The organism is Salmonella sp. SAL04162 (assembly GCF_046551535.1).
GTDB classification, from domain to species: Bacteria; Pseudomonadota; Gammaproteobacteria; order Enterobacterales; family Enterobacteriaceae; genus Salmonella; species Salmonella enterica.
The window spans coordinates 248,091-264,922 of record NZ_JBGDVX010000003.1 but is presented as its reverse complement, the minus strand read 5'-3'; the positions used below and the strand labels follow the sequence as shown (position 1 = coordinate 264,922).

Sequence of the window (16,832 nt, the reverse complement as noted above, 5' to 3'; positions counted from 1 at the left end):
ATTAGGCTCCTTGCTGTGGTTGTTGAAAGGAATCGTTACGCGTTATTAAGTGATAAAGCCGACGCAGCTCGATTAACGCGATGGCAACGCTTGTGGGCAGACAGGCGATATACATCAGGCCGATCGGTAAACCGAGGATTGGCGAGTGATCGCTCCAGTCCTGCAGTGCTTTTTGTAGGCTGCCCCAGCCTAATGCGATGCATAACAATAAAATCAGTGAATGCGTCAGCAGCGAGAGACGACGCTGATTCGCTGGCGAAAGTTTTTCCACCACAAAAGTGACCTGAACGTGAGCGTTATCCATAAATGCCACGATGGCGCCAATAAACGTCAGCCATACAAATAGATAACGTGATAGTTCATCTACCGACAAAATACTGCTCTCAAAACCGTAACGTAAAATAACGTTAATAAATACAATGCAGGAAAGTACGGCAATTAATACCGCAAGTATGCCCTCAAGTACCCGCTTCATAACGACTCCATCAGGTTATAGAAACTTATTTCTTTCGATGCTGAATAGTGGAACTTAATTTCTTATGTTTGGTTTATATTAGGTCGGCGCAACGTTGAGTTGCAGGCCGAGGATTAAGGTGATGATGTTTAATTCAGGTTAGCTGCGTGTGGCCTTTTTCATCATATTAATACCATCACGTAATATATTTATGCGGTGATTAATATCGGCGCTGGCATTGATTTCCAACAATTTAATGCCGGTAAACAGCAACAGTTCGGGAGCTGCGGCGGTAATGAGTTCTTTAACATGTTTCTCCGTCATCAGGCTTTGTGGACAGAAAGGTACAAACGGAGCATGGAGGTCCTGCCATTCGCCGTATTCTCCATCCAGCGTTGTACCGGAGAACATCAGCGCCCCGAGTTTTCCAGCCTGTTTGGCCTGCTGCGTGTGGATCAGCGGTAGAGAGGTATCCCGCCCTTCAATAGCCGAGCGCGCCCAGTTAATGCAGACGCTTATGTCATAGTCGGCAATAGTTTCCAGTACGTTTACTAACGGTAAGAATCCTTTGCGCGGTGCGGGGCCGGTCATCGCGTCGCAGTGTTCAAGCACCAGGTCGCAGGACCAGTCCCAGTTGGCAATCTCTTTTAATGAGCGCGCAAAGGCGTCGGTTGCCTGCGCCACGTTCGGATTGCCCGCCAGTGGGGCGGCATGAAGCTCAAGGGCTATGACTTTGCCGGGGGTTTTCGCATTGAGTTTATTTATCTTCTGATAAAGATGACGGTAGTATTCCACGCAGGCTTTACGCTGCTCCTCGTCACTGGACGCTAATCCAAAACCACCGTTTTCGCTACGGCGGCGCATGGTTTCCATTATCGCGGTGACCACGATTTGCCAGTTTCCCGGTGTATGGCGCAATAACCACTCGTCGCCGAGCGGGTGAAGATGTTCAAGACAAGGCTGCTCCAGCCCCCGGATATCCGGAGTACCAGAGAGTTGCCGCCAGAATTCCGTCTCTTCCTCTTCACTCTTCTGGTGAAATGAGGGTGCACAAGGGTACGCACCGATAATATAACCGGTATTATTTTTCATTTTGTGCTCCAGTAAACTCTATTTTATAAAACGTCTATGGCGACTTTTACGACTATTTTCCGTATCGGCGTAGCAATGTTTTTATTACAACCTGGACGATGAACATCCTGCGGGAAAAACAGGGCATAACTTCCCGGTATCATTTCAATGAATGATTCATGTTCACTGTCGTGATAAAAAATAATATCGCGCTGTTCTAATAATGACTCGCTGATTTGATTATTACCGGTATCAATGGCAACCCCAATTTTCTCTTCGCCCCATGCCAGAAACTGAATATCCAGATAGCGGCGATGGACTTCCGGACGATTTTCAGCAGCATCGCGGGTGGTCATATCGATAATCTGCGCGAAGATATTTTTGCCGTCGATTTCCACTACGCCGGGTTCCAGCGTGCGAAAGTCGGTGGTACGTAAAAAGTGAAGCGCTTTCTCGATCGCGGCTGGCAAATGACATGGATTTGGCTGCGCGATATGTCCAAAAATCATGATGTGGCTCCTTACAGCGCCTGAATTTTGGCCCAGACGCTGTCGTCAATGGTGATACCGTGACGGCGGTTGTCATCCAGCAATTTGGTAAATTCGTGGCCGGGCAGCCGAATCGCGACGTTGTCGTCAGCACGTTCAGCGGTGGTGATGAAATCCATAATCCGCTGCAGTTTGGCATCGCGGGTTGCGCCATCGATCAGCTTATCCACTTCTATGGCGATGAAGATCTGCGAAACGCCATATTCATCGCTGTTTTCCTGGGTCACTTCGGCAACGGAAGAGCCGTTGGAAAGCAGGGTGGCAATCATGTCCAGCACAATCGACAGACCAGATCCTTTCCAGTAACCCATCGGTAAAATGCGGCGATTTTTCTCGATAACGCCCGGTTCTTTGGTCAACTGACCGTTATCGTCGAAACCGCCGTCCACCGGCAGTTCGCGGCCGGCCAGGCGGTTAACCTCCAGCATGCCGTAAGAGAACATCGACATCGACATATCTACCATAGTGATCGGCGTAGACGGGATGGCGACGATCAACGGATTGGTACCGATACGGCACTCTTTCGCGCCCCACGGCGGCATGACGGCGATGGAGTTGGTCCAGCAAATGCCGATATAGCCTTTTTCCGCCGCCTGCCAGCCGTAGCTGCCGCCGCGCATCCAGTGGTTAGCATTACGTAACGCCACCAGGCCAATACCATGATCGGAAGCCAGCTCGATGGCCCGGTCCATCATCTTTTTCGCCGTCAGGTTGCCGATAGCGCGCTGAGCATCCCACTGTTCGATGGCGCCGAGGCTGGTAACCCGCTGCGGTTTAGCATCAGGAATAATGTCGCCGTTATCTAGTTGCTGAATGAAGCGGGGAAAGCGGTTCACGCCGTGGGAATAGACACCGGACTCGGTGGTGCGAGCGAACATTTCCGCGCAGGCGTCGGCGGTATCTTCCGCAATATTCCGCGACCGCAAGACGCGGTAGAAGGCCCCTTTTAACTCTTCGAAAGTTACTTTCATCCCTGTTCTCCTGGTCGATTGTTAGAAATTTTAGTATGTTTTTTTGTCGATAAATTTCATAATACGAAATGTAGTTCCAAATATATAGATCAAAAATTGACATAGCAACGCCAGAGAAGGTTTTTAAAAACGATTAAAATCATCGGGTTATGTTTTTTATGCTGATATCGTGAACTGCAACACACTTTGAGCTACCATCTGATCGCCCAAGAAAGGAGAGAGTTTTCTGATGAGCCAGAACAACGATAAAGAGAAGCCTGCGGGGAGTCAGAGCCTGTTTCGTGGCCTGATGTTGATAGAAATTTTGAGTAACTACCCGAACGGTTGCCCACTGGCGCACCTGTCGGAGCTGGCGGGGTTGAACAAGAGCACCGTCCATCGTTTGTTGCAGGGGCTTCAATCCTGCGGATACGTGACGCCAGCGCCGGCGGCCGGGAGCTACCGTCTGACGACAAAGTTTATTGCCGTCGGCCAAAAAGCCCTGTCATCGCTGAATAGCATCCACGTTGCGGCACCGCACCTTGAGGCGCTCAACCTGACCACCGGCGAGACGGTGAATTTTTCCAGCCGTGAAGATGATCACGCTATCCTGATTTATAAGCTGGAACCGACCACCGGTATGCTGCGCACGCGTGCCTACATTGGCCAGCATATGCCGCTGTACTGCTCGGCGATGGGGAAAATTTATATGGCGTTTGGTCAGCCGGATTATGTGGCGTCTTACTGGGAAAGCCATAAAGATCAGATCCAGCCGCTGACTCGCAACACCATTACCGATTTACCAGCAATGTACGATGAGCTGGCGCAAATTCGTGAAACCAGCATGGCAATGGATCGCGAAGAAAATGAACTGGGCGTTTCCTGTATTGCTGTGCCTGTGTTTGATATTCACCATCGGGTGCCTTACGCCATTTCTATTTCACTGTCGACGTCACGGCTAAAACAGATCGGCGAGAAAAATCTGCTCAAACCGTTGCGTGAAACCGCACAGGCTATCTCTAATGAGCTGGGATTTACCGTTCGCGAATAAGACAGCTCACCAGGTTTTATCAGGCATCTGACAAAATTTGTCCGTTTGCGTAGTGGGATCAAAGCGGCGGGGAATGGCTCTCTGGCATTCTGGCGTTTTAACGCAGGGGGAGAACAATGAACCGGTTTATTATGGCGGATGCGTCGGCGTGTATCGGGTGTCGTACCTGCGAGGTCGCCTGCGTGGTGTCGCACCAGGAACAGCAGAATAGCGCGGCGGTGACGACGGCGGACTTTGTGCCGCGTATCCGGGTGATAAAAGAGGATAGCTTCACCACGGCCACGGTCTGCCATCAGTGTGAGGACGCGCCGTGCGCGAATGTCTGCCCGGTACAGGCGCTTCGACGTGATCGGGGGCATATCTTCGTGACGCCATCGCGCTGCATTGGTTGTAAAAGCTGTATGCTGGCTTGCCCGTTTGGCGCGATGACCGTGGTGGCGTCCACGTCAGGCGCGCAGGCGATTAAATGCGATCTTTGCTGGCATCGGGAAGCGGGGCCGGCGTGCGTGGAAGCCTGCCCGACCAGTGCGTTACAGTGCGTTGACGCAGCACACGTGCAGCGCCAGCGCCTCTATTCTCAACCTTTCTGAACGTCGTTCCGGCCTGCATGATGGCCGGAATAACCGTCAGCCTTCACGCCAGGCGCGTTCAATCTCTTCTGCCAGAATTTTTACGCCCGCCTCGATTTTATCCGGTTCAGGCACGTAGTTCATCCGCATACATTGGTGTGTGTGCGGCCAGGGTTTATCCAGTCCGGGAAAGAAATAGTGGCCCGGCACCATCAGCACGCCGCGCGCTTTCAAGCGTTGATAGAGTAGCTCGGTGGTAATCGGCAGATCTTTAAACCACAGCCACAAAAATATTGCGCCTTCCGGTTTATGAATCAGGCAGCGTTCTTCGGATAAATAGCGACGAATGATCGCGATCGTCTGTTGAACGCGCTGATAGTAGAAAGGTTTGATAACCGTTTCCGACAGCCGCAGCAGATCGTTACGCTTAATCATTTCGCACATCATCGCCGGACCCATGCCGCCGGGCGCAAGGCTGATGATGCCGTTCATGTTGGCAATGGCGGTAATCGTCTTATCATTGGCGATGATAATCCCGCAGCGGGAGCCGGGCAGCCCCAGCTTTGAGAGGCTCATGCATAGGATAATATTGGGGTTCCACAGCGGGCGCGCCTCGCTAAAGATAATGCCCGGAAACGGTACGCCATAAGCGTTATCAATCACCAGTGGGATGTTGTGCTGATTCGCCAGTCTGTCCAGCTTCATCAGCTCTTCGTCGGTGATAACGTTACCGGTTGGGTTGGTCGGGCGCGAGACGCAAATCATCCCCGTTTCTTCGCCGATGTGCAGATGCTCAAAATCGACGTGATACTTAAACTGGCCTTCCGGCAGCAGTTCAATATTCGGGCGCGCCGAAACGAAGAGGTCGTCTTCCAGACCGGAATCCGCATAGCCGATGTATTCCGGCGCAAGCGGGAATAGTACCTTTTTCGTACTGCCGTCGGCGCGACGTCCGGCGAAGAGATTAAATAAGTAGAAAAACGCGCTCTGACTGCCATTTGTCAGCGCAATATTCTGTGGTTCGATATCCCATCCCAGCGTTTCACGTAGCAGTACGGCCAGTGCATTCAGTAGCGCCGTTTTTCCCTGGGGACCGTCATAATTACAAAGCGCATCAGCGGCTTTGCCGCTTTCTACCATCTCTGTCAGTAGCGTCTGGAAATAATCCTGCATTGCAGGGATGTGTGCCGGGTTACCGCCGCCAAGCATGATGGCGCCTGGCGTGCGTAAGCCGTCGTTGAGATCCTCCATCAGGCGGGTAATGCCTGAATGGCGGGTAAATTTATCGCCGAAAAGTGAAAATGTCATAACGGGTGATCTATCGAACTGTCTGTCAAAGTGGATAACCATAACGCTACAAATGGCGGGGCGCAAATGGGGGTCAGGCGGTGGTATTGATGTTTTATGCTACAAATTTTTATCAGGTTAGTTTTTTATTTTGAAGGGGCTACCGGTACGCGAGGGGACCGGTAGCGCCATGATTAGCGGCGGCCTGCCCAGACGACCATCACCGTATCGTCGCCGTACTGGCGTACAAAACCGTACCCGTGTTTTAGCGTCAGCGTGGTTTGTTGGCCTGCGCCGATGGCGGGATGTCTGGCGCGGAACTGGCTAATACGCTGCCAGTGCGCGACGGCTGCGGCTGACTTTCCGCTCACGTCCTGCCAGTTCATATCTGAACGGGTGCCTTGCAGGGGGTCGGAGCCGGTGGGGCCGAAGGGACGAGCGGATTCATCGCCGTAAAAGATCTGCACCGCGCCCGGCGAAAGCAGCAGCAGTTCCGCCGCCTTATCACCGCTCTCACGGAAAAGGCGCGTATCATGCGAGGAGAGGTAACTTAATACGTTGAAATCCTGCATTTTATCCGCCATCTGCTGCCAGACTGGCCCCATTTCCGCCAGGCAATCGACCGCTTTCGCGGCCTGCTCCTGATAATCAAAATTGATCATCGCGTCGAAACCATAGCGATAATAGTCACTTTTCATGACGCCGTGGCCCCACGCTTCGCCAGTCATCCAGAACGGGCTATCATCCAGCGCTTTGTCCGGATTGGCCTGCTTCCATTCGCGTAATGCCGCGCTGGCCTGGGTTTTTAGCTGTTGCCAGGCAGGAAGCTCAACATTTTTGGCAGTATCGACCCGGAACCCGTCAATGCCGTAATCATGCACCCACTGGCTTAACCAGTGAGTCAGATAATCCCGTGGCGTATAGCCTTCAATGAACTTTGCTTTAGTATCAGGTTTGTTGGCATAGAACGCGGGTAGGCCGGAAGGCGTGGTAGATTCCGTTTTTATATCCGGCAGGAAGGCCAGCGACAGGGTTAAATCGTCAAATCCCGGACTGTCGTAGTCGCCAATATCGGTACGAATCCACTTTTTCCCCCACCATTTTTCCCAGGCGGCGCTGTCGCTGAAGTTGATGTAGTCGTTAAAGCTGTGCCAGCTTTGTCCGGCGGCGGGTCGCCAGTTTGTCCAGCGATCGCCGAGAATTTTTTGCCGTTCCGCGCCGGATAAATAGAGCGCGCCGAACTGATACTCCTGCATATCCGCCAGCGTGGCGTAACCGGCATGATTCATTACTACGTCAAATAAAATACGGATGCCGCGCTGGTGCGCGCCGTCGACCAGCGCACGGAGATCGGCTTCGCTGCCCATATTGGCATCCAGCGTCGTCCAGTCCTGAGTGTAATAGCCGTGATAGGCGTAATGAGGAAAATCGCCTTTTGTTCCGCCGCCGACCCAGCCGTGGATCTGTTCAAACGGCGAGCTTATCCACAAGGCGTTCACGCCTAATTGCTGTAGATAGTCCAGTTGACTCGTCAACCCGCGCAAATCGCCGCCGTGGAAAGTGCCAATCTCTTGCATACCATCCTTATGGCGACCATAGCTGTGGTCGTTGGTTGGATCGCCATTGCGAAAGCGATCCGTAAGCACAAAATAAACGGTGGCGCTGCGCCAGTTAAAAGGCGCTGATGCATGGGTTTCCGCGCGTTCCAGCAATAAAAGCCCGTGGCTGTCGGCAGGGCGCAGCGTGATTTGCCCGTTTTGGACGGTATCGGTTTGACCACTGTAATAATCGCGCACTACCGTCCCTTCCGGAAATGTTTGGCGAACATCCAGCGTGAGCGGCGAACCATCCCAGACGGGACACTGGTAGGCGAGCTGCGCGGTGCGTTCAGATTCAGTTTTTATCGATAACAGCAGGGTCGGCGTACCGGATCGGGTATCTACCGTTATCGTATAGTCGCCATCTTTAAACAGACGCCATTGCGGCGGCGCGCCTTCGCAGGGTTTTAACGACAACATTTGGTTGAGTTTTATGGCGCCGGAGGGCTGCCAGCACTGCTGGTCAATATGGAGCGTTAACGCGCGTGTACCTTTTGTTAATGCAGCATGGCTGGTAAAGCGTCCGGTTTCCTGCGTCGAGAACGTCGGAAAACCGGGCGAGGTCCATGATGAGGCGATCGCGATACCGGGTATCAGCGTCAGAGCGAAGGCGGCAAGTTTCATCACGCTATCCTTTGTGGGCAATATTCATCAGCTTGCCTGGTTTTTAGGCGAATGAACTCCTCCCCCGCAGAGAGTCGCGCAGGAGGAGGCGCGAGGGTGAGCGACGAGGCGCAAAAAAACGCCTCTATTTGCGATAAGCGCCACATTTCATTGGCATTATTGCTGTCTGTTATCGTTAATAGTTGACATAGTTTCGGATTAAGACTATTCCCTGAGGTGCTTTTTAAGCCTATTTTTGCTAGAATTTGGGGTTCAAACCTTAACTTTGTGAAAAATAAAAGGTGTTGGAATGTATCAATCCGACCAGGAGACCTAATGATATTGACTCCCATGCGACGATATGGGGCAATGATTCTTATGTTACTCACCATCGCATTTTCGGGTGAGGTGCTGGCAAAGACGCACGCAACACAAACGAGTCAAAAGTCCCACATAACCGAGAAAAGTTATAAACAGGTTAGCAGTAAACAAGAGTATTCTCGCAATAGTGCAAAGAGCAGTTCACTTCCTGATTTGCGAAAATACCCTTCCGGAACCCCCAGAAAAAAAGCGTTTCTCCGGACCGTTATGCCTTACATCACCAGCCAAAATGCCGCGATTACCGCGGACCGTAATTGGCTGATCTCAAAACAGTACCAGAACCGCTGGTCGCCGTCTGAGCGCGCGCGTATGAAAGATATCGCGAAGCGCTATAAAGTGAGCTGGTCCGGCAACACGCGTCGTATTCCGTGGAATACATTGCTGGAGCGCGTCGACATTATCCCAACCAGCATGGTGGCGACGATGGCGGCGGCGGAAAGCGGCTGGGGAACCTCTAAACTGGCGCGTAGCAACAACAACCTGTTCGGCATGAAGTGTACGAAAGGGCGTTGTACCAATACGCCGGGTAAGGTGAAAGGTTACTCGCAATTCGCGTCGGTTGAGGAGTCGGTGAGCGCGTATGTCGCCAACCTGAACACGCATCCGGCTTATTCTTCTTTCCGCAAGTCGCGCGCCCAACTGCGTAAGGCGGATCAGGAAGTCACCGCCACGGCGATGATTCATAAGCTGAAGGGTTACTCTACCCAGGGGGCGCGCTATAACAACTACTTGTTCGCGATGTACCAGGACAACCAGCGTCTGATCGCCGCGCATATGTAATTCTGTGTGCCGGATGGCGTTACGCTATCCGGCTTATAAGGCGTCTGTAGGCTGGATAAACTACAACAACGCTTCACTATGCTGGTCGCGATACTCCTTAGGCGTAGTGACGTACTCCTTTTTAAACACCGAATAGAAATATTGCAGTGACGGGTAGCCGCACATTTGCGAAATTTCGTTTATCGCCAACGTGGTAGAAATCAACAAACTACGCGCTTTTTCCAGCTTTTCGGCGTGGATCAGCGCATGTATCGTCTCGCCAACTTCTTCCTTAAAACGTTTTTCCAGGTTTGAACGTGAAATCCCAACCGCATCCAGCACCTGCTCGACTTTAATGCCCTTACAGGCATGGTTACGAATAAAGTGCATCGCCTGGATAACCGCCGGATCGGTCAGGGAGCGATAGTCTGTCGAGCGGCGCGCAATGACGCGCACCGGCGGCACCAGAATGCGCTGTAACGGCATCTCTTCGCGCGCCAGCAAACGGTGCAGCAGCTTCGCCGCCTGATAGCCCATTTGCCGCGCCCCCTGCGCGACGGAGGAAAGCGCGACGCGCGACAGATAACGGGTTAACTCTTCGTTATCAATACCGATAACGCAAAGTTTTTCCGGCACCGGAATATGCAGGTGTTCGCAGGCCTGCAATACGTGACGGGCGCGGGCATCCGTTACGGCAATGATGCCGGTTTGCGGCGGCAGCGTCTGAAGCCAGTCGGCGAGGCGATTTTGCGCGTGCTGCCAGTTTTCCGGCGCGGTTTCCAGCCCCTGATAGACTACGCCGCGGTATTTTTCCTCGGCGACCAGCTGGCGAAAGGCGTATTCCCGTTCCGCCGCCCAATGTTTGCGGCTGGAGTCGGGCAAACCGTAAAACGCGAAGCGGTTAACGCCTTTTTCTTTTAAATGCAGGAAAGCGCTTTCAACGAGCGCATGATTATCGGTGGCGATGTAATGAACGGCGGGATAATTTTCAGCAAGATGGTAAGAACCGCCGACCCCGACAATGGGTACGTCGACATCGGCCAATAATTGCGCGATATCGTCATCATCGTAATCGGCAATAACGCCGTCGCCTAACCACTCTTTAATGTTATCGATACGGGCACGGAAATCTTCCTCAATAAATATATCCCATTCGGATTGCGAGGCTTGTAAATATTCACCCACCCCCTCCACTACCTGACGGTCATAGGCTTTATTCGCGTTAAATAACAGAGTGATGCGGTGACGTTTATCAAACATGAGGATATATCCTGCAAAAGTGAACCTGGACTCATGGATACTATCAAAACGGCTGACATAACGGTCTGGCGAATGATGACAAATTATTTTGCGCCTGAAACGTTATGCGAAATTCATCACAGCAAACGGCGGATGACAATTGTCATTTCTTATCTGTATATTACGGTTTTTTGTTTATTTTCCAGGATTCGATCGCGATCGCTTTTTTCTTCTGTGGTTTTCAGCGTTTTTTTGAGAGCCAGAGCACATTTGGGGATTCTCTTAATAGCGGTGTGAAATAACGTAATTGAGCAATAAATCAGGAAATTCCAGTATGACGTTATGTCGTTTACTTGCCGTCTTATCTGATTATGGAGCTCACTATGCAGGCTTATTTTGACCAACTCGATCGTGTTCGCTATGAAGGCCCTCAATCGACTAACCCGCTGGCATTTCGTCATTACAATCCCGACGAGCTGGTTTTAGGTAAACGTATGGAAGATCACCTGCGTTTCGCGGCCTGTTACTGGCATACCTTCTGCTGGAACGGCGCGGATATGTTTGGTGTAGGCGCGTTTAATCGTCCGTGGCAGCAACCGGGCGAAGCGCTGGAGCTGGCGAAACGCAAAGCGGACGTGGCGTTTGAATTTTTCCACAAACTGAATGTGCCTTTTTATTGCTTCCATGACGTGGATGTGTCGCCGGAAGGCGCGTCGTTGAAAGAATATAAAAACAACTTCGCGCAGATGGTGGATGTGCTGGCGGCGAAACAGGAGCAGAGCGGCGTAAAACTGCTGTGGGGAACGGCGAACTGCTTTACCAACCCGCGCTATGGCGCAGGCGCCGCCACTAACCCGGACCCGGAGGTCTTTAGCTGGGCAGCGACGCAAGTGGTTACGGCAATGAACGCCACGCATAAACTGGGCGGCGAAAATTACGTCCTGTGGGGCGGGCGCGAAGGTTATGAAACGTTGCTGAATACCGATCTGCGCCAGGAACGCGAACAGATTGGCCGCTTTATGCAAATGGTGGTCGAGCACAAACATAAAATGGGTTTCCAGGGCACGCTGCTGATTGAACCGAAACCGCAGGAACCGACAAAACATCAGTATGATTATGACGTTGCAACGGTCTATGGCTTCCTCAAACAGTTCGGCCTGGAAAAAGAGATCAAAGTGAACATTGAGGCGAACCACGCGACGCTGGCGGGCCATTCGTTCCACCATGAAATCGCGACCGCTATCGCGCTGGGTATTTTTGGCTCCGTTGACGCCAACCGCGGCGATGCGCAACTGGGCTGGGATACCGATCAGTTCCCGATTAGCGTTGAAGAGAACGCGCTGGTGATGTACGAAATCCTGAAAGCGGGCGGATTCACAACGGGCGGTCTCAACTTCGACGCCAAAGTTCGTCGCCAGAGCACCGATAAATACGATCTGTTCTACGGTCATATCGGCGCGATGGATACGATGGCGTTGTCGCTGAAAATCGCCGCGCGTATGGTTGAAGACGGCGAGCTGGATAAACGCGTGGCGAAGCGCTATGCCGGCTGGAATGGCGAACTGGGGCAGCAGATTCTGAAAGGACAACTCTCCTTAGGCGAACTGGCGCAGTATGCGGAGCAGCATAATCTGGCGCCAGTACATCAAAGCGGTCATCAGGAGCTGTTAGAAAATCTGGTTAACCGTTATCTGTTTGATAAATAACCCTATCTACCGGGCGACTCCGCGTTAGCCCGGCCTGTAGTCGTGATTAGCCCGGTAAGCGTAGCGCTGCCGGGCGCTTTCAGTAAAGGAACCCACAATATGTATATCGGGATCGATCTTGGTACATCGGGTGTAAAGGCTATCCTGTTGAATGAGCAGGGCGATGTGCTGGCTACGCATACTGAAAAACTGACCGTATCGCGTCCGCATCCCTTATGGTCGGAACAGGAACCAGAGCAGTGGTGGCAGGCGACGGATCGTGCGGTTAAAGGTTTAGGTCGGCAACAGTCGTTAAGTGGCGTTCGGGCGTTGGGCATCGCCGGACAAATGCATGGCGCGACATTGCTTGATAGCCGTCAGCAGGTTCTGCGACCAGCGATTTTATGGAATGACGGACGCTGTAGCGAAGAGTGCGCCTGGCTGGAAAAACAGGTGCCGCAGTCGCGTGCGATAACCGGTAACCTGATGATGCCCGGTTTTACCGCGCCCAAATTAGTCTGGGTGCAGCGCCACGAACCGGATATTTTCCGCCAGATAGACAAAGTTCTGCTGCCGAAAGATTTTCTGCGGCTGCGAATGACGGGCGTCTTTGCCAGCGATATGTCGGATGCGGCAGGAACGATGTGGCTGGACGTGAAAAAGCGCGACTGGAGCGACGTTATGCTCAACGCCTGTCATTTAACCCGACAGCAGATGCCAGCGTTATTTGAAGGTAGTGACATTACCGGAACGTTGCTGCCAGAGGTAGCCAGCGCATGGGGAATGCCAGCAGTACCTGTGGTGGCGGGCGGCGGCGACAATGCGGCTGGCGCGGTCGGCGTAGGAATGATCGATGCCGGACAGGCGATGCTCTCACTCGGAACATCGGGCGTCTATTTTGCCGTCAGCGACGGCTTTCTGAGTAAACCGGAGAGCGCAGTACACAGTTTTTGCCATGCGCTGCCGGAACGCTGGCATTTAATGTCTGTGATGTTGAGCGCCGCCTCTTGTCTGGACTGGGCGGCTAAACTCACCGGGCAGGAGAACGTCCCGGCGCTGATTGCCGCCGCACAGCAGGCGAATGAGCATACCGATCCGATCTGGTTTTTGCCGTACCTGTCCGGCGAGCGCACGCCGCACAATAATCCGCAGGCAAAAGGCGTTTTCTTTGGTTTAACCCATCAGCATGGCCCGGCGGAACTGGCGCGGGCGGTACTGGAAGGCGTGGGATATGCTCTGGCGGATGGCATGGATGTGGTTCACGCCTGCGGCGTCAAGCCCGCCAGCGTGACGCTTATCGGCGGCGGGGCGCGCAGCGAATACTGGCGTCAGATGCTATCTGATATTAGCGGGCTACAGCTTGATTATCGTACTGGCGGCGATGTGGGACCAGCGCTGGGCGCGGCGCGTCTGGCGCAAATTGCGGTGAATAAACAGACTCCGCTCGCCGATGTATTGCCGCAGTTGCCGCTGGAGCAGGCGCATTATCCTGATGCGCAGCGTCATGCGGTTTATCAACAACGTCGTGAAACCTTCCGTCGACTCTATCAGCAGCTGTTGCCGTTGATGTCATAAGTCAGAATGCCTTTCGGTTTTGGCTGAAAGGCATTTCCCGTAAATATTGATTCTATTGAATTATATCGAAGTAAGTATGTGTGTTTTCTGATTTTTATATTATTGCTAAGCAGGCGCCTTTTTCATCGCTATTTCTTCGCTTAATGTGTCTCACTCAACCACAAGGAGAGTGAGATGGACGATCACGTTGCGCGCAGGAAACGGATATTCGGCCTGGGAATGTTAGTCGTCGGTGCAGTGGTATACCTGGTGGGACTGTGGCCAAGCTGTCATACATTAAGCGAAAAGGGATATTTTTTTGCGGCAATCGTCATGTGCGGTTTTCCTGTCTTAATTCGCCAGGAACACACGGGGAATGACCGCTTGCTTTCTCGTTGTAAATCTTTGCTGTTGCTTGGCATCGGCATGGTCGCGGTCGGCGTATTTAACCTGGCGCTGGCGGGCGCGCTGAAAATACTGTGCCTGGTGGCGCTGGGGGTCAGTATATATGGAACCGATCTTTACGCTTCCTACAGTGATGATGAATGATGGCCGGAGCCATCATTCGTTTAGCTAACCCATTTCCGTTTATCAATACGCTGTAACAGCATGGAAAGTAGCAGGCTTCCTGTCACCGTCGCGGCAAAAACCCACACGATGTCTAACGGCGGCCAACGCTTTAACTCCAGACCATTAGTACGTAGCGCATGGATAATCAGCGCGTGGAAACCATAAATACCCAGCGAGTGGCGGGAGATAAGCCCCAGTCCAGGTAACGTCCGCGCATTCAGCTTATTTTTAACTACCGTGAACAGTGAGACGGCGCAAATAAACACCATGGGACCGCAATACAGATACCAGGTATCGGCAAAATTTCCGCGCCAGCGTAATTCATGCAATGTGCCGCGAGAAATAACAAATACCGCGATGATGAACAGGGCAGTGCAGATAAGCGTCAGCGATGACTTTTGCGTCTCCATCATTCCAATGGCGCGGCCCAGGATACCGTAGAGAATGTAGTAGAATGTGTCGCCGCTGATATACAGATTGATGGGCAACCATTCAACGCCGCCGATTTTTTGCGGCACAGTATTTGGGTTGGCAATAATACCAATGACCACCATCAGCGTCAGGAGCATTTTGCCGCTCACGTTTTTTACCTGGATTAATGGCGATACCAGGTAGATCACCGCAATCGCAAAGAAAAACCACAGGTGGTAAAACACGGGTTTTTGCAGTGCATTTTTTAGCGAAAGCTCGACGTTGATCGAAGTAAAAAGTGAAATGTAAGCCAGGGCGACAACGCTGTAAAAGATAAGGCACAGGGCGATACGTAAAAAATGCCGCGGTTGCGCGCAGCGCTCGCCAAAAAAAAGATAGCCTGAAATCATAAAAAACAGGGGAACGCTAACGCGCGAAGCCGAATTCAGGACATTCGCAATATCCCAGTTTAGCGGGCTGACGCTGTGGGCGTTGGTGATGTACCACGTTGTAGTATGGATCATCACTACCATTAAACAGGCGATCCCTCGCAGGTTATCAATCCAGTTAATTTTAGGCTGCATCAGTTCCTCAGCTTCCGTTTCAATAGAGTTCCAGCGCGGTGGCTCACTGGAAAAATCTGACTTTCTACGCTACATCTTGTGATGGCGTAAGGAGATTCGCACAATGTGTCTGTTACCCACAAACCTTAATAATAAGACTGACCAGCAAACCAGACGGTAATAAAAATGATAATGAAGTATTTCTGTACTGTGATGATAGCCATCGCTCTGGTGGGATGCACAGCGACACCGCCACCGACGCAAAAAGCCCAGCAGAGTAAAGTGAGCCCAACACGCACGCTGGATATGGAAGCATTGTGTAAAGCTCAGGCGGCGCAGCGTTACAACACTGGCGCACAGAAAATTGCTGTTACCGGCTTCGAGCAGTTTCAGGGGAGCTATGAGATGCGTGGTAATACCTTCCGTAAAGAGAGTTTTGTCTGCTCTTTTGATGCAGATGGGCAGTTTTTACATCTTTCTATGCGGTAAAAGCCGCGCCTGGTGAGGTGTGATGCCGCGAAATCCGGCAATTTTCGCTAAACAAACCGGTTTCATACTGTATATCTCGCATCCAGCGGGTATACTGGCTCCTTCCTTTAAATCCACACGTATCCAGCACGAAATAATATGCAAAAGTTTGATACCAGGACCTTCCAGGGCTTGATCCTGACCTTACAGGATTACTGGGCTCGCCAGGGCTGCACCATTGTTCAACCATTGGACATGGAAGTTGGCGCGGGAACTTCTCATCCAATGACCTGCCTGCGCGCGCTGGGGCCAGAGCCGATGGCGACTGCCTATGTGCAGCCTTCTCGTCGTCCGACCGATGGCCGCTACGGCGAAAACCCGAACCGCTTACAGCACTACTACCAGTTCCAGGTAGTGATTAAGCCGTCTCCGGAGAATATTCAGGAGCTGTATCTCGGTTCTCTGAAAGAGCTGGGTATGGACCCGACCATTCACGATATCCGTTTCGTGGAAGATAACTGGGAGAACCCGACGCTGGGCGCCTGGGGACTCGGCTGGGAAGTGTGGCTGAATGGCATGGAAGTGACGCAGTTCACCTACTTCCAGCAGGTCGGCGGCCTGGAGTGCAAGCCGGTGACCGGTGAAATCACCTACGGTCTGGAACGTCTGGCGATGTATATCCAGGGCGTGGACAGCGTTTACGACCTGGTCTGGAGCGATGGCCCGCTGGGTAAAACCACCTACGGCGACGTGTTCCATCAGAACGAAGTGGAGCAGTCCACCTATAACTTTGAATACGCCGATGTGGATTTCTTATTCACCTGCTTCGAGCAGTATGAAAAAGAAGCCCAGCAGCTGCTGGCACTAGAAAACCCGCTGCCGCTGCCGGCCTACGAGCGTATTCTGAAAGCCGCCCATAGCTTCAACCTGCTGGATGCGCGTAAAGCTATCTCCGTCACCGAACGTCAGCGCTACATTTTGCGTATTCGCACCCTGACCAAAGCAGTGGCAGAGGCTTATTATGCTTCCCGTGAAGCCCTCGGCTTCCCGATGTGCAACAAAGACAAGTAA

Annotated in this window: 16 protein-coding genes; 8 read left to right on the top strand and 8 right to left on the bottom strand. The window is 52.3% G+C overall.

Features of this window, described 5'->3' with window-relative positions; genetic code table 11:
• Position 1: 1 nt before the first annotated feature.
• The 4 genes from yiaM to yiaK all read right to left on the bottom strand — a co-directional run bounded on the left by yiaM (position 2) and on the right by yiaK (position 3,044).
• Entirely contained in the window at positions 2-475 is a 474-nt protein-coding gene (gene yiaM, locus ACLJRH_RS08135) for a 2,3-diketo-L-gulonate TRAP transporter small permease YiaM (RefSeq protein ID WP_000832313.1), read from the bottom strand.
• Between the two features lie 138 nt (positions 476-613).
• Positions 614-1,546: a DUF4862 family protein gene (locus ACLJRH_RS08130; protein WP_023137366.1), complete on the bottom strand. Its 933-nt coding sequence runs from the start codon at positions 1,544-1,546 to the stop codon at positions 614-616.
• Positions 1,547-1,569: 23 nt separating this feature from the next.
• Positions 1,570-2,034 carry a YhcH/YjgK/YiaL family protein gene (locus ACLJRH_RS08125; RefSeq protein ID WP_001646653.1) on the bottom strand — a complete coding sequence of 155 codons (465 nt, stop codon included), beginning with the start codon at positions 2,032-2,034 and terminating at the stop codon, positions 1,570-1,572.
• Positions 2,035-2,045: 11 nt separating this feature from the next.
• Positions 2,046-3,044, bottom strand: a complete 999-nt coding sequence (gene yiaK / locus ACLJRH_RS08120) for a 3-dehydro-L-gulonate 2-dehydrogenase (protein ID WP_000869008.1) — start codon at positions 3,042-3,044, stop codon at positions 2,046-2,048.
• 229 nt (positions 3,045-3,273) lie between these two features.
• On the opposite strand from yiaK, the gene yiaJ reads away from it, so the two are divergent.
• Together yiaJ and ACLJRH_RS08110 are read left to right on the top strand one after the other, a co-directional pair.
• Complete coding sequence (yiaJ, locus tag ACLJRH_RS08115) at positions 3,274-4,074, top strand: IclR family transcriptional regulator YiaJ (protein WP_023137367.1); 801 nt, start codon at positions 3,274-3,276, stop codon at positions 4,072-4,074.
• Positions 4,075-4,190: 116 nt separating this feature from the next.
• Positions 4,191-4,664 carry a 4Fe-4S dicluster domain-containing protein gene (locus ACLJRH_RS08110; protein WP_001078823.1) on the top strand — a complete coding sequence of 158 codons (474 nt, stop codon included), beginning with the start codon at positions 4,191-4,193 and terminating at the stop codon, positions 4,662-4,664.
• 36 nt (positions 4,665-4,700) lie between these two features.
• On the opposite strand, the gene avtA is transcribed toward ACLJRH_RS08110, so the two are convergent.
• A complete protein-coding gene (gene avtA / locus ACLJRH_RS08105) occupies positions 4,701-5,951 on the bottom strand; it encodes a valine--pyruvate transaminase (RefSeq protein ID WP_000144384.1) in 1,251 nt (416 codons plus the stop codon).
• 173 nt (positions 5,952-6,124) lie between these two features.
• Positions 6,125-8,152, bottom strand: a complete 2,028-nt coding sequence (locus ACLJRH_RS08100) for an alpha-amylase (protein WP_023137368.1) — start codon at positions 8,150-8,152, stop codon at positions 6,125-6,127.
• Positions 8,153-8,467: 315 nt separating this feature from the next.
• Between ACLJRH_RS08100 and ACLJRH_RS08095 the strand changes: the two genes are divergently transcribed.
• Entirely contained in the window at positions 8,468-9,292 is an 825-nt protein-coding gene (locus tag ACLJRH_RS08095) for a protein bax (RefSeq protein ID WP_023137369.1), read from the top strand.
• 60 nt (positions 9,293-9,352) lie between these two features.
• Here the strand turns inward: ACLJRH_RS08095 and xylR are convergent, their stop codons facing one another.
• The gene (gene xylR / locus ACLJRH_RS08090; RefSeq protein WP_000459824.1) at positions 9,353-10,531 is read right to left on the bottom strand and encodes a D-xylose utilization transcriptional activator XylR; all 1,179 of its coding nucleotides are present in this window, start codon (positions 10,529-10,531) and stop codon (positions 9,353-9,355) included.
• 362 nt (positions 10,532-10,893) lie between these two features.
• On the opposite strand from xylR, the gene xylA reads away from it, so the two are divergent.
• The 3 genes from xylA to ACLJRH_RS08075 all read left to right on the top strand — a co-directional run bounded on the left by xylA (position 10,894) and on the right by ACLJRH_RS08075 (position 14,298).
• Positions 10,894-12,216, top strand: a complete 1,323-nt coding sequence (gene xylA, locus ACLJRH_RS08085; RefSeq protein ID WP_001149561.1) for a xylose isomerase — start codon at positions 10,894-10,896, stop codon at positions 12,214-12,216.
• Positions 12,217-12,315: 99 nt separating this feature from the next.
• Positions 12,316-13,770, top strand: coding sequence for a xylulokinase (gene xylB / locus ACLJRH_RS08080; protein ID WP_023137370.1), 1,455 nt, complete (start codon positions 12,316-12,318; stop codon positions 13,768-13,770).
• A gap of 174 nt (positions 13,771-13,944) precedes the next feature.
• On the top strand, positions 13,945-14,298 hold the full coding sequence (locus ACLJRH_RS08075) for a YiaA/YiaB family protein (protein WP_023223306.1): 354 nt from the start codon (positions 13,945-13,947) through the stop codon (positions 14,296-14,298).
• Between the two features lie 20 nt (positions 14,299-14,318).
• Here the strand turns inward: ACLJRH_RS08075 and ACLJRH_RS08070 are convergent, their stop codons facing one another.
• Positions 14,319-15,314 carry an acyltransferase gene (locus tag ACLJRH_RS08070; protein WP_001182575.1) on the bottom strand — a complete coding sequence of 332 codons (996 nt, stop codon included), beginning with the start codon at positions 15,312-15,314 and terminating at the stop codon, positions 14,319-14,321.
• A 165-nt stretch (positions 15,315-15,479) separates the two neighbouring features.
• Here ACLJRH_RS08070 and ACLJRH_RS08065 point away from each other — a divergent pair, with 165 nt between their 5' ends.
• Both ACLJRH_RS08065 and glyQ read left to right on the top strand, forming a co-directional pair.
• The gene (locus tag ACLJRH_RS08065) at positions 15,480-15,782 is read left to right on the top strand and encodes a YsaB family lipoprotein (RefSeq protein WP_000605592.1); all 303 of its coding nucleotides are present in this window, start codon (positions 15,480-15,482) and stop codon (positions 15,780-15,782) included.
• A 138-nt stretch (positions 15,783-15,920) separates the two neighbouring features.
• The gene (gene glyQ / locus ACLJRH_RS08060) at positions 15,921-16,832 is read left to right on the top strand and encodes a glycine--tRNA ligase subunit alpha (RefSeq protein ID WP_001168556.1); all 912 of its coding nucleotides are present in this window, start codon (positions 15,921-15,923) and stop codon (positions 16,830-16,832) included.